At 70.8% G+C, this 13,184-nt stretch carries 8 protein-coding genes; 5 read left to right on the top strand and 3 right to left on the bottom strand.

The annotated features are described in order from the left end of the window. Window positions 1-17: 17 nt before the first annotated feature. Window positions 18-1,343, bottom strand: a complete 1,326-nt coding sequence (locus QPK31_RS19065; RefSeq protein ID WP_290424459.1) for a VWA domain-containing protein — start codon at window positions 1,341-1,343, stop codon at window positions 18-20. Between the two features lie 145 nt (window positions 1,344-1,488). Here QPK31_RS19065 and QPK31_RS19060 point away from each other — a divergent pair, with 145 nt between their 5' ends. Genes QPK31_RS19060 through QPK31_RS19040 form a run of 5 tightly spaced genes read left to right on the top strand, consistent with a single transcriptional unit; the run spans window position 1,489 to window position 12,045 of the window. Beyond that, a complete protein-coding gene (locus QPK31_RS19060) occupies window positions 1,489-5,301 on the top strand; it encodes a DUF4132 domain-containing protein (protein ID WP_290424458.1) in 3,813 nt (1,270 codons plus the stop codon). Window positions 5,302-5,328: 27 nt separating this feature from the next. Then, window positions 5,329-6,435 carry an AAA family ATPase gene (locus QPK31_RS19055; RefSeq protein ID WP_290424457.1) on the top strand — a complete coding sequence of 369 codons (1,107 nt, stop codon included), beginning with the start codon at window positions 5,329-5,331 and terminating at the stop codon, window positions 6,433-6,435. Then, window positions 6,432-8,882 carry a DUF5682 family protein gene (locus tag QPK31_RS19050; RefSeq protein WP_290424456.1) on the top strand — a complete coding sequence of 817 codons (2,451 nt, stop codon included), beginning with the start codon at window positions 6,432-6,434 and terminating at the stop codon, window positions 8,880-8,882. The genes QPK31_RS19055 and QPK31_RS19050 overlap by 4 nt, the downstream gene beginning before the upstream one ends. Further along, a complete protein-coding gene (locus QPK31_RS19045; protein WP_290424455.1) occupies window positions 8,879-10,006 on the top strand; it encodes a VWA domain-containing protein in 1,128 nt (375 codons plus the stop codon). Before QPK31_RS19050 ends, QPK31_RS19045 begins: the two co-directional genes overlap by 4 nt. Continuing rightward, a complete protein-coding gene (locus tag QPK31_RS19040; RefSeq protein ID WP_290424454.1) occupies window positions 10,003-12,045 on the top strand; it encodes an SWIM zinc finger family protein in 2,043 nt (680 codons plus the stop codon). Before QPK31_RS19045 ends, QPK31_RS19040 begins: the two co-directional genes overlap by 4 nt. A 15-nt stretch (window positions 12,046-12,060) precedes the next feature. Here QPK31_RS19040 and QPK31_RS19035 read toward each other — a convergent pair whose 3' ends face one another. Beyond that, complete coding sequence (locus QPK31_RS19035; RefSeq protein WP_290424453.1) at window positions 12,061-12,750, bottom strand: SOS response-associated peptidase; 690 nt, start codon at window positions 12,748-12,750, stop codon at window positions 12,061-12,063. 12 nt (window positions 12,751-12,762) lie between these two features. Next, on the bottom strand, window positions 12,763-13,062 hold the full coding sequence (locus QPK31_RS19030) for an antibiotic biosynthesis monooxygenase (protein WP_290424452.1): 300 nt from the start codon (window positions 13,060-13,062) through the stop codon (window positions 12,763-12,765). Window positions 13,063-13,184: the final 122 nt, after the last annotated feature.

Genomic DNA, 13,184 nt, shown 5'->3' with positions numbered 1-13,184 from the left:
TCCGGAGAATATGTTGTTTATTCGGAAATGAGCCCCTGCTGTTTCGCCTGCCTCACCCACTCCGGATACTCGTCCATCAGCAGGTCGTACAGCGCAGCGTCGGCGTGCTCGTCGGGCGTTTCCACGGAAAAGAAGCCGGCATTGTCGATCAGGCGGCCGTCGAGTTCGTCCAGCTTTTCCAGGAAAGGGAAGTCGGAATCCGCGAAGCTGGCCAGGCGCTTGCTCTTCGATTTCTTGCCCTTGCCGATGCCCATGAACTGCCAGAAGATCGGCTCCCGGCTCGACCAGCGCAGCTGGCGCTCGGTGAGCGGCTTGTCGGAGGTGCCGCCGTCGGTAACGAACATCACGTACACCGGCAGCGCCGCCCTGGCCGGCGCCTTGCGTTCGCCGCCGCGCGCATCAGGAAAATAATGGCGCCGCACCGCTTCCATGGCGGCGCCGTAGCGGGTGTCGCCTTCGAGCGGATGGCGCGCGATGATCTCCCTGACATAATTCGAGAAGTTATCCAGGCCCATCGCCTCGCCCTGGTGCACGTTGCGCCCGAACAGGAAGACGTCGATCTCGCCGTCGTCGTCGAAGCGGCAGCCCAGCGCCAGGATGCGTTCGGCGAAGCGCTGCACCAGCCCCTTTTTATACAGCGTGCCCATCGAGCCCGAGATATCGAGTACCAGGCAGACCCGGGCGCGGTGCTTGTCCAGGCCAACCTTCGCCAGCGAGACCCCGGCCGACTTGACCAGGCTGACCAGCTGGGGCGCGGCCTGCTCGACGCGCTTTTCCAGGTTGATCGACGATGGCTGCGGCGGCGCCGGGGGCGGAGGCGGCGTGTCGGCGATGTCGGCGCCGAAGTGCTGCACCAGCGCGGCCAGGCCGCCATTGAAGCCCTGCCCCACCGCCATGAAGCGCCACTGGCCATCCTTGCGGTAGAACTCGCCCAGCATCACGGCCTGCTCGGCCGCGAAATCGCGGCCGCTGAATGCGAAGCGCGCGAATTCGCCTTGTCCATTCAGCAGGCGCAGGCAGCCGGACTGCAGCTGGGACATGGTGCCGCCGCCGTCGATGCTGGCGGTAATCGTCACGCGCTCGACCGATGCCGGCAGCCGGGCCAGCTGGAACAGAAAACCGTGCGTGTCGCCGCCCACCGCGCCGGCGCGCACGCCGCCGCAGGGACTTTCCGGCTGGTTGAAGAAGGTCATGTAGCGGTCGTCGACCAGCTTGCCGCCGGCATCCAGGCCGAAACAGGCGAAGTCGAGCGTCAATCCCTGTGCCGACAGGCCGGCCTGCAGCGTGCCATCGCTTGCATACTGCGCCAGCGGCAGGCGCTCGCCGCGTGTCAATTCCTTCATGCTCCCTCCCCCTCAAGTGCGATTCCCTATTCTCTCCCATCTGCCGATTCCGGACCGCAATATTTCGGTACATGCCAGGCATTCCATGCAGGGCGCATACCCAGGCCACGGCCGGGCTTGCCAATATTGCACTTGAGTATATTTCATGGCAGCATGGCGCACCACTTCCTACGGCCAGGCCATGCTCAATTCGATCCTCGGTGCACTCGACAGCGCGCGCAAAGCCCTGTCTTCCAACACGTCGCTGATCCGCCAGCTTGTTGCGCCCCTCGAGCGCATCGACCCGCAACTGGCCGCGCGCGCCGCCGCCTACCTCGCCGACGGCAGCGAGGCGACCGTGCTCGCCGAACTGGCCCAGCGCGCGGCAAAGGCCAGCACCCTGCTCGGCCAGCCGGGGCGCCTGCGCAGCATCTTCTGGTACGTCGACAACGACAAGGCCGAACGCGCCAGCATCGAGTCGGGCATGGCGGCGCGCCACACCCTGTACGGCCGCATCGCGTCCACGCCCGCCGACCTCGCCCTGCTCGAACGCCTCGGCCGCCTGTTCGAAGCGGCCGACCATGGCATCACGCTCGACCGCAGCGGAGCAAAGGCGCCGGACTGGCTGCAGTACGTGCTGAACGACGCGCTCTGGGCCAGCGCGCCGTCCAGCAACAAACACGAAGAGGACGCCGCCAGGCTGCTGGCGGCGCGGCGCGCCTGGGACATCCGCCTGCTGCGCGCGCTGCTGGACGAGACCGGCCTGGCCCAGTCGCTGGCCCTGCCCATCGTCTTCGAGCGCGGCGGCCTGCGCTCGCATTACCGCGACCAGGTGTACCGGCCGCTGCTGGTCCCGGGCGCCCTCGACGAGGACATGCTGGCCCACGCGGACGAGGTCGATGCACTCGTCGGCAGCCTGTCTGCCGATGGCCGGGTGGTGCTGGCCGGGCGCATTGCCGGTGCACCCGCCCTGCACGCCCGCTTCGCCGCCGTGCTGGTGCGCCTGGCGGCGAGCGACAGCAAGACCGTGCGGCTGGAGGCCACGCGCCACCTCGACGCGCTCGACCGCGACCTGTGCCTGGCCGAGCTGAGCGCCCTGCTCCGCGACGGCAAGGGCGAGGAACGCGGCCACGCCGCCGCCCAGCTGGCGCGCATGCAGGGAGACGCCGCCGGCGCCGTGCTCGAGGAAGCGCTGGCGCGCGAGACCAGCAAGGCGGTGCAGGAAGCGATCCGCCATGCCTTGTCGCGCATCGAGGCCGCCAGCGACGCCGCCGAAGTCGCGCTTCCGGAACCGCCGCCGCTGCCGGACCTGCTTGAGACCCGGCTGGCCGACGATGCCATGGACCTGCTGCTGGCCAACCACAAGCAGCTGCTCGACAAGCGGCGCCAGGACGCGGAGCAGGAAGAGGAAGCCAACCGCACCAGCAAGCACAAGTCGCGCTGGAAGAGCCAGCAGTACGCGGCCTACCGCAGGCTGGGCGCCGGCCAGCTGCGCGATGCGCTGGCGGCCCTGAACGGCGAAGGCAACCCCAAGATCTTCTCGGACTACGAAGTGGTCCAGACCCTGGCCCTGGGCGGCCAGCTGGAAGCGCGCGCCGACTTCGGCCTGCTGCAGGCCATGCGCTGGGAACTGGGCTCGCGCCCGGGCGAGAGCTGGGCCTGGTTCGGCCCGCGGCTGCAGGGCTGGCTGCGGCGCCAGGACCCGCATGCGGTGGACCTGCGCCAGCTGGACGCGGCGGCCATCCGCTGCGGCGCGGCGCCCGGACTGTTCGCCAGGACCTGCCTGTACCAGAGCTGGCGCGCGGCCGCCCTGCCGCAGGCGACGCTGCCGCCCGAGCGCGTGTGGCCGCTGCTGATCCAGTTCCCGCAGCCGATCGACGAAGCCCTGGGCCTGGTGCCGACCGGGCGCAAGGGTTACGGCGAGCCGGGCGCCGCCGAGGCGCTGAGCGCGCTCGACACCTTCCCCATCGTGCCGGCGCGCTGGCTGCCGCGCGTGATGGAACTCGCCCTCGGCGACAGCAGGGTGCAGCGCCAGGCCGCCCAGCGCGTGCTCGGCAAGCTGCCCGACATCGGCAAGCGCGTGACCGAGGTGCTCGGGTCGAACAAGCAGGAACTGCGCATCGAGGCCGCGCGCTGGCTGGCGCGCATCGGCTACCGCGCCGCGGTCCCGGCGCTGTACACGGCGCTGGACAAGGAAACCCGCGAACCGGTCAGCGCGGAATTCATGACCGCGCTGGAACGCCTGGGCGAAGACATCTCGCCGCGCCTGTCGTCCGAGGCGCTGCTGAAGCAGGCGCGCAAGGGCCTGAAGGCCAGGCCGCCGTCCGGCCTGGCCTGGCTCAACCTGGAACAGCTGCCGGCCTGCGCCTGGGCCCATGGCGCGGGGCCGGACGCGGTGGTCGACCCCGACATCATCCGCTGGTGGGTGATCCTGGCCGCCAAGCTGAAGGAGCCGGCCGCCAACGCCCTGCTGGTGCGCTACCTCGGCCTGCTCGACGCAAGCAGCCGCGCCGCCCTCGGCCGCTTCCTGCTGCACCAGTTCATCGCGCGCGACACCGCCAACCCGCCGCTGGAAGAAGCCATCGCCTACGCCAACTTGCATGCGCCGGGCCGCTACCAGTCCTACCAACAGGGCTTCAAGAAGTATCCCGAATACTATGCCGAAGTCGGCAAGCTGACCGAGGAACAGGTCTTCGAGGAGGCCAAGCGCGAAAAGCTGGCCGAATACACCGGCACCGCGATCAACGAAAAAGGCATCCTGGCGCTCACCTGCGGCGTGCCGGGCCACGAGCTGGCCGACGCGATCCGCCTCTACATGCGCGACCATTACGTGCGCCGCTTCCAGGTCGAGGCGATGCTGGAAGCGGCCAGCGTCTCGGACGATCCGGCCGTGATCCAGTTCGTGCTGGGCGTCTCGCGGCGCTACCGCACGGCGTCGGTGCAGCAGAAGGCGCGCCTGCTGGTCGAGCGCATCGCCGAGCGCAACGGCTGGACCCAGGACCAGCTGGCCGACCGCACCGTGCCCACCGGCGGCCTGGACGAAAGCGGCCGCATGACCTTCGCCTACGGCGCGCGCAGCTTCACCGTGGTGCTCGACGACAAGCTGAAACCCGTGCTGCACAACGCCGAGGGCAAGCCGATCGCCGCCCTGCCCGCCGCGCGCCAGAACGACACGCCCGAATCCATCAAGGAAGGCAAGGCGCTGTTCACGACCTGCAAGAAGGAAGTCAAGCAGGTGGTCGAGATGCAGAGCGCGCGCCTGTACGAAGCGATGTGCGCCGGCCGGCGCTGGCCGGTGGCCGACTGGGAGGAATACCTGCGGCGCCATCCGGTGGTCGGACGCCTGGTCCAGCGCCTGGTGTGGATGCGCTTCGACGCCGAGGGCCAGGTACTGGGCCTGCTGCGCCCGACCGAGGACGGCAGCCTGATCGACGCCGCCGACGACGAGGTCGAACCCGGCCCGGATGAAGGGATCGGCCTGGCCCATGCCAGCCTGCTCGACGAGGCGCAGGTCAAGGCCTGGCAAGCCCACTTCAAGGACTACAAGGTGACGCCGCTGTTCGCCCAGCTGGCGCGGCGCCCGCCGCCAGCGCAGGATGCGGGCGCCGATGCGATCGCCGACCGCCTCGGCTGGATGGGCGACACCTTCACCTTGCGCGGCGCCTTCGGCAAGCAGGGCTATGCGCGCGGCTCGGCCGAGGATGGCGGGGTGTTCTTCGAGTACGTCAAGGATTTCGCCAGCCTCGGCATCCAGGTGCGCATCGAATTCTCGGGCAGCGCCCTGCCCGAGGAGAACATGCCGGCGGCGCTGAAGACGCTCGGCTTCGTGCGCCTCGGCGCGGGCGGCTATGGCGGCGGCAACCTGCCGCTGGCCAAGGTGCCGCCGGTGCTGCTGGCCGAAGCCTACGGCGACTACCACGCCGTGGCCGCCGCCTGCCAGGGCTTCGATCCCGAGTGGGAACGCAAGATGCCGTGGTAAGCGGAGCGTGAGAACGGAACGAGACAGATGACGATGCAAGCAACAGATACTTCCCGGGTCCTGCGCAGCAGCGCGGAGCAGCGCTACCGCGCCGAACTCGACACCCTGCGCGGCGCCGACCGCGATCCGCGTCCCGAAGGCTGGCAACTGTCGCCGCGCGCGGTGCGCCGCTTCATCCTGGGCGACGCGCAACTGGGCGTCAGCCGCAAGTTCTACGGCGACGACCCGCTGGTGGAGCGCGCCATCGTCACCCTGATGGGCAACCAGGGCCTGATGCTGGTCGGCGAACCGGGCACGGCGAAGTCGCTGCTGTCCGAACTGCTGGCCACGGCGATCAGCGGCGACTCGGCGCTCACCATCCAGGGCGCGGCCGGCACCACCGAGGACCATATCCGCTACGCCTGGAACTATGCGCTGCTGCTGGCCGAAGGGCCGAGCGAACGCGCACTGGTGCCCTCGCCCATGTACCGCGCCATGGTGGCCGGCAAGCTGGTGCGCTTCGAGGAAATCACGCGCTGCCCGCCCGAGATCCAGGACACCATGATCTCGCTGCTGTCGGAAAAGCAGATCGTGGTGCCCGAACTCGGTGACGGTGCTTGCGTGCACGCGCGGCGCGGCTTCAACGTTATCGCCACCGCCAATTTGCGCGACCGCGGCGTGCACGAAATGTCGTCGGCGCTGAAGCGGCGCTTCAATTTCGAGACCGTGCGCCCGATCCGCGACCATGCCTTCGAGGTCGAGCTGGTGCTGGCGCAGGTGCGGCGCGAGCTCGATGGCGCCGGCCTGCAGGCGCGCATCGAACGCGACGTGGTCGGCCTCCTGGTAACGGTGTTCCAGGAACTGCGCGCCGGCAGCACGCGCGAAGGCACGCCACTGAAGAACCTCGACGCCGTGATGTCGACCGCCGAAGCGGTGAACGTGCTGCATGCCGCCGCCCTCGAAGCGAGCTTCCTGGGCAACGGCCAGGTCACGCCGCGCGACATGGCGAACGGCCTGCAGGGCGTGCTGATCAAGGACAGCGCCGACGACGTCAAGCGCGTGCAGCACTACTTCGACACCGTGGTCCGCGAGCGCGGCCGCCGCGACAGCGCCTGGAAGAGCTTCGGCGACGCCGCACGCAGCCTGTGGGCATGACGGCAAGCCTCGATGCATTGCCGGCGGAAGTCGCGGCCGGCCTGGCGCGCATGGAGATGGACGGCATCCATTTCGCGCCGGTGCGCCACCACAGCCCGGCCTGCGCCCTGGCGCTGCAGGCCATGCTGCGCGAACTGCGTCCGGCCGCGGTGCTGGTCGAGGGACCCGACAGCTTCGACGCCCTGTTGCCGCTGCTGCTGGATGAGCGCACGCGGCCGCCGGTGGCCATCCTGTCCCAGGCCGAGGCGGCGCGCGACGGCGATGGGCCGGTCACGCGCAGCGCCTTTTTCCCCTTTTGCGACTACAGCCCGGAATGGGTAGCCCTGCGCCTGGCGCACGAACTCGGTGCGCAGTTCAACTTCATCGACCTGCCCTGGGCAGCGCGCGACGACGATGCGGATGCAGGCGAGGACGAACATGCACGCAGCCTGATGGCCGAGCGCTACCTGGCCCACAGCGATTACCTGGCCGCGCTGGCGCGCGCCAGCGGCTGCCGCAGCCACGACGAACTCTGGGATCACCTGTTCGAGCTGCGCCCGGCGCCGGCCCTGCGCGACTGGCGCAGCCTGTTCGCCGACGTCTTCGCCTACTGCGCCCTGGCGCGCAGCAGCTACGAAACGGCGGTGCTGGAAGCCGAGGGCAGCCTGGCGCGCGAACGCCACATGGCCGGCCACATCCGGCGCCGCCACGCCGCCCTGCGCGCGGCCGGCGACGGGCGCGCCATCATGGTGGTGACCGGCGGCTTCCATACCCTGGCGCTGCAGCAGATGCTGGCCGGGCCGGCCCCGAAGCCGGGCAGGACCGCGCCGGCGGCGGCCGCCGATTTCCTGATCCGCTACAGCTTCGACCGCCTCGATGCGCTGAACGGCTACGGCGCCGGCATGCCCTCGCCGGCCTGGCACCAGTGGGTATGGGAAAGCGCCCAGGCCAGCGCCGACGGTCCGCACCTGGAACAGGTGACCGCCGAAGCCCTGGCCCGGTATGCGCGCCAGGGCCGCGAGCGCGGCCTGAGCGAACAGGTATCGACCGCCGAGGTGCAGGCCGCCGTCCTGCAGGCCCAGCGCCTGGCTGCCCTGCGCGGGCACGCCGGGCCGGGCCGCGAAGACGTGCTCGACGCGCTGCGCTCCTGCTTCGTGAAAGGCGCGATCGACGAAGGCATGGCCGGCTTCACGGACGACCTGCGCCGCTTCCTGGGCGGCAGCGCCCTGGGCGACGTGCCGCCGTCGGCCGGTTCGCCGCCGCTGCTGGAAGACGCGCGGCGCCAGGCCCAGGCCCAGCGCATCCGCCTCGACGACAGCACGCCGCGCACCGTGCGCCTCGACCTGTATCGCAAGGAAAGCCACCGCCTGCGCAGCCGCTTCCTGCACCTGATGGATTACCTCGGCGCCGGTGTGGGCCGCTGGCAGGGCGGCCCCGACTTCCTGGGCGGGATGCGCCTGGAACTCCTGATCGAGGAATGGCAGGTGGCCTGGAACCCGCTGGTCGAGGCGCGCCTGATCGAGGTGGCCGGCGACGGCAGTACCCTGCAGGACGCGGCGCTGGCGCGGCTGCGGCGCGAGGAAGCGCTGCTCGCCACCCAGGGCCAGGGGCGCAGCGCCGGCGCCGCCGTCAGGCTGCTGGTGCGCGCCTGCGTGATCGGCCTGCACGAACGCCTGCCGCGCCTGATGGACCTGCTGGCGCGCCACCTGGCCGAAGACGCCAGCCTGGCCTCGGTTACCGACTGCGCGCACCAGCTGCTGAACCTGCACCGTGCGCGCGAACCGCTCGGCGTGCAGGACGACGATGGCGTGCGGGCGCTGCTGGAACTGGCCTGTTCGATCGGCCTCGGCCTGCTGCCCGACCTGGCCAATGTGAAGCAGGATGGCGAAGCCGCCGCGGTACGCACCCTGGTCGACCTGCGCGCGGTGCGCGCCGCGCTGGCCGGGGCCGAATCCGACGATGCCTGGCACGAAGCCCTGGCACGCCTGGCGCTGGCGCCCGCCGCGCCCGGCATCGCCGTGGCCGCCGGCGCCCTGCTTTTCCTCGACGGCGCCTGGGACGCGGCGCGGCTGGGCGCCATGCTCGGCGCCCACTTCGGCTCGGGTGCACGGCCGGCGGAGGCGGTGCGCGCGCTGGGCGGCCTGATGGCGGCGGCGCCCGAGCTGCTGCTCACCCAGCCCGGCCTGCAGCGCGACCTCGACCGCATCCTGGCGGGCTGGGACGAAGCCGCCTTCATCACCTACCTGCCCGACCTGCGCCTGGCCTTTGCCCAGCTCAAGCCCTTCGAGACGGCGCGCCTGGCCGAAGCCCTGGCGCAGACCCACGCCGGGCTGGACGACGCGCTGGCGTCGGTCCAGTACGGCTTCTCGGAAGCGGACATGGCCGCCGGCGCCCGGCTGCAAGGCGCGCTGGCGCTGTGCCTGGCGCGCGATGGCCTGGACGCCTGGCTGGCGGAGGAAACGGCATGAGCAATGAAGCGGCGCGCCGCTGGCGCCTGGTGCTGGGCCGCTATGCCGGCGACAACCTGGGCGGGGGCGGCCTGAACGGGCGCGACGGGGAGATCGACGCCACCCTCGACTATTTGTACGGGCGCGAGTACGCCGGCAAGGTCCGCTCCCCGCGCAATGGACAGCGCGGCGCCGGCCTCGATCCGAGCCAGATCAAGGCGCTCGACTGGCTGCAGCGCAGCCGCAAGCTGTTTCCGCGCGAGGTGTTCGAGCGCGTGCAAGGCCATGCGCTCGACCGCTACGGCATCCGCGAACTGCTCGACGACCCGGCCACCCTGCTCTCGCTGGAACCGAACCAGGCGCTGGCGCGCACCCTGCTGCAGATGCGCGGCCGCATGAACGCGGCCACCCTGGACGCCGTGCGCAGCGTGATCCGCAAGGTGGTCGAGGAAATCACGCGCACCCTGCGCCAGGATTTCGTCAACGCCCTGCAGGGCCGGCGCAACCGCTTCCGCCAGTCGTCGCTGCGCAGCTTCCAGAACTTCGACTGGCGCGCCACCATCGGGGCCAACCTCAAGCACTACGACCCGCAGCTGCGCCGCCTGCTGATCGAACGCCCGCGCTTCAACGCCCGCATCAAGCGCCAGCTGCCCTGGGAAGTGATCCTGTGCGTCGACCAGAGCGGCTCGATGCTCGACTCGGTGATGTACAGCGCGATCGTCGCCGGCATCCTCTCCAGCCTGCCGGCGGTGCGGGTGCGCCTGGTGGTGTTCGACACCAACGTGGTCGACCTCAGCCACCTGGCCCACGATCCGGTGCAGGTGCTGCTGACCGTGCAGCTGGGCGGCGGCACCGACATCGGCCGCGCGATGCAGTATTGCGAGAGCCTGGTGCAGTCGCCCCAGCGCACCGTGCTGGCCCTGATCAGCGACTTCATGGAAGGCGCCATGCCCGGCCCGCTGCTGGGCAGTGTCAAGCGCCTGAACGAGGCACGCGTCAAGCTGCTGGGACTGGCGGCGCTCGACCAGGAGGCGCAGCCGGTCTACGACCACGCCATGGCCCAGCGCCTGGCCGACCGCGGCATGCAGGTGGCCGCGCTGACACCGACCCACTTCGCGCAATGGCTGGCCGAGGCGATGGCATGAGCGCACCGCTTGACTGGCGCGCCGTCTACGGCAACTACGACGACGATGCGCTCGCGGCGCTGGCCAGCACCGGCCTGCTGCGGCGTGCGGCCAAGGATGTCGAGGCCGGCAAGGTCGGCTGGCAGGCGGACGGCGGCGCGGCCGCAGGCGTGGTCGCGGCCGACGGCCAGCGCGTGCAGCTGGCGCCGCAAGGCCCGGGCGCGGCGCGCTGCGATTGCCCGGCGCCGGGCGTGTGCAAGCACATCCTGGCCGCCGCGCTGTGGCTGCGTAGCGCACCGGACCCCGCGCCTTCCGCCGATGCGGCGGCGCTGGACGCCGCGCCGGTGGAGCAGGCGAACGTACTGGACGAAGTGCTGGCGCTCGACGCCGACGCGCTGTTCAAGGCCGCCGGCGTGGCCGCCGTGCGCAAGGCGGCCGGCATGCAGGACATCCTCGACACCGCAGAGATCGCGGTGCAGGGCGCGGTGCTGAACATCCGCCTGCCCGCCCTCGACCTGGTCTGCCGCTATGTCGCCGGCACCGGCTATGCCGGCATGGTGTCGGAGGCCGAGCCGCGCCTGCGCAAGGCCCTGCACCTGCTGGCCCTCGCAGCCGTATGGCGCGCGCACGGCAAATCCTTCCCCTGGCCCGGGCAGGCCGAAGCGGCGGCCGCTCCGCCCGACGGCCTGGGCGACGACGAAACCCGCTTCCTGGCCCAGGCGCGCGCGCTCGTGCATGAACTCTGCGCCGGCGGCTGGTCGCATGCGAGCGACATCGCCGCGCCCCAGTTGCGCGCCCTCGCCACCTCGGCCCGGGTCGAATCCTTCCCGCGCCTGGCGGGCCTGCTGCGCGGGCTGGCCGGCATCGCCGATCTGCTGGTCGAGCGCGATTTCGGCGTCGACGAGGGCCAGGCCCTGGTCCTGTGCGCCCAAGTACACGTCCTGACCCTGGCATTGCAAGCGGCCGGGCCGCAAGCGGATCCGGTGCTGCTGGCGCGCCTGCGGGGCACGGCGCGGCGCAGCTTCGACGTCGGCGACGCCATGGAACTGCTGCCGCTGGGCGCCTACTGGTGGGAGAACCGCAGCGGCGCACGCGGCCTGACCTACGCCTTCTGGGACGCCGACGCCGGGCTGCTGCGCCAGGCAGTGCTGGCGCGGCGCGACGACAGCGACCCGGGTTTCAGCAGGAGCAGCGCCTGGGAGCACCACGCATTATGGCCGGGCGTGGGGCCGGCGCACGGCCTGGCGCGGGGAGCGCTGGCGCTCGAACAGCCGCGCCTCTCGGAGGACGGCCGCCTGGGGCTGGGCGGCGTCACGCGCGCCGGCATGCGGCATGCCTGGGCGGCAAGCGATCCGCGCTGGCTGCAGGCCGGCTTCGACGACTGGACCGCCTTGCGCTGCGCCGTCGCCGCCAGCGTCGGGCTGACGGGCGAGCCGCTGGACTTGGTGCTGCTGCGGCCGCTCACCGTCGAGCCGCCACGGCTAGACGAAGTGAAGCAGGAACTCACGTGGTGTGTACTGGACCGCGAGCGGCGCGCGCTGACCCTGCGCCTGCCCTACGAACACTGGAAAGCCAGCCGCCTGGACAGCCTGGAAGCCTGGGCGACATCCGGCGCGGCCATCGCCGGCGTGGTCGCGCGCCTGGAACGCGGCACCCAGGGCCTGCTGGAGCCGGTGACCCTGGTGCTGGAGCGCAGCGGCCAGCTGCGGGCGGTCGCGCTCGACTACGAGCGCGGGCCGGTGCGGCCCTCGCTGGCGGCGCGCCTGGGGCGCATGCTGCGCGGGCGCACCGCGCCAGCCGCCGCCCAGGCGCCCCTGGCCCACATGCGCGTGCTGCAGGCGCTGTTGACTCAGCTCGAACACAAGGCGATGAGCGGCCACCTGCACCTGGCCAGACCCGATGATGCGCTGCGCGCCCTGCACCCTTCGCTGCTGGCGCTGGGCCTGGACGCCCCGGCGAGGCTGCTGGCGCGCTACCTGGCCGCGCCAGGCGTCGGCAAGGCGCTGGCCCTGTACCACGTCGGCCAGACCTGCCTGGACCTGGACACCGGCTTCATGTAGGCGCCGGACGGCGCGTCAGAACAGTTCCAGGTTCGGCGACGGCTCGGCCGGTTTGCGCCGCACCGGCGCCGGCGCCGCCGCCCAGTCGCGCATGCGCTCGGCGGGATAGTGACGCAGGAAGGTGTGGGCCATGTCCATGCTGCGGCAGGCCAGCCAGTCCTCGACGTCCTCGTGCGGCAGGATCACGAGCGAGCGCTTTTCGTCGCCCGGCTTGTGCATGCGGTTCATCAGCGGATGGTCGTCGGCGTTGATGGTGATCTGGGTGAACGACGAGGCGACACCGCCGTCGGGTTCGGGCCAGTCGCGCCACAGCCCGGCCACATAGAACAGCGATTCGTCCGCCATGCCGATCGCATGGCGCACGGCGCGCCCGCTTTCGTAGCAAGGCTCGTAGAACCAGGCCATCGGCACCGCGCACAGTTGCAGGCGGCGCCAGGCCGGTGCAAAGGAGCGGCGCTCGACCAGCGATTCGGCGCGCGCATTCATGGTGTCGAAGGGTTTGATGTCGGGCGGGATTTGCCGCCTTGGGACCATGCCGTAGGTGGCGAGCAATGCTTCCGGGCGGCCGCTGGCCCCACGCCGCACGATCGGCGCCAGGTAATCCTTCCAGGTTTCTTCCGGCCAGCGCCAGTCGGTCGGCAGCTCGCTGAAGGCGCCGATCGACCCGAACTGCTCGGGTGTCGGCGGACGGTAATTGACGCACATGGTGAACCTGCCTCAGAAGCCTTCGAGCACCGTTTCCAGGTGGCTGACGCTGGGCGCGCCGTCGAAGCAGTGGCCGACCAGGCGGCGCCACTCCTGGAAATCCTCGCTGCCACGGAAGTGGACATTATGGTCTTCCACCGTATCCCAGCGCACCAGCAGGCGGTAGGCCAGCGGGTTTTCGACACCACGCTCCAGCCACATGCCGCGGCAGCCGCGCGCACGCTGGAACAGCGGCGTCGCCTGGCGCACGCCGGCTTCGAACTCGGCTTCCATGCCGGCCTTGATCGTCAGTTCCGCACTCTCGAGTACCATATATCTCTCTCTTTAGAAAAAAAGGCGGGTTCGCGCCGTCATGCCGTTCGGTTCAACAGTGCTCCGTAGGGTGGACTCCCGAGTCCACGCGGTCGTCCCTTTGCACACTGCGGTGATTGAGA

The organism is Massilia sp. YIM B02769 (assembly GCF_030411995.1).
In the GTDB taxonomy this organism is placed as follows: domain Bacteria; phylum Pseudomonadota; class Gammaproteobacteria; order Burkholderiales; family Burkholderiaceae_D; genus Telluria.
The sequence above is the reverse complement of the archived record's forward strand: the minus strand, read 5'-3'. Positions and strand labels throughout refer to the sequence as shown.

Coding starts and splice junctions, on each gene's coding strand:
- QPK31_RS19030 (WP_290424452.1), bottom strand. CDS start 13,062: ATGGTACTCGAGAGTGCGGAACTGACGATCAAGGCCGGCATGGAAGCC.
- QPK31_RS19050 (WP_290424456.1), top strand. CDS start 6,432: ATGACGGCAAGCCTCGATGCATTGCCGGCGGAAGTCGCGGCCGGCCTG.
- QPK31_RS19040 (WP_290424454.1), top strand. CDS start 10,003: ATGAGCGCACCGCTTGACTGGCGCGCCGTCTACGGCAACTACGACGAC.
- QPK31_RS19055 (WP_290424457.1), top strand. CDS start 5,329: ATGACGATGCAAGCAACAGATACTTCCCGGGTCCTGCGCAGCAGCGCG.
- QPK31_RS19060 (WP_290424458.1), top strand. CDS start 1,489: ATGGCAGCATGGCGCACCACTTCCTACGGCCAGGCCATGCTCAATTCG.
- QPK31_RS19045 (WP_290424455.1), top strand. CDS start 8,879: ATGAGCAATGAAGCGGCGCGCCGCTGGCGCCTGGTGCTGGGCCGCTAT.
- QPK31_RS19065 (WP_290424459.1), bottom strand. CDS start 1,343: ATGAAGGAATTGACACGCGGCGAGCGCCTGCCGCTGGCGCAGTATGCA.
- QPK31_RS19035 (WP_290424453.1), bottom strand. CDS start 12,750: ATGTGCGTCAATTACCGTCCGCCGACACCCGAGCAGTTCGGGTCGATC.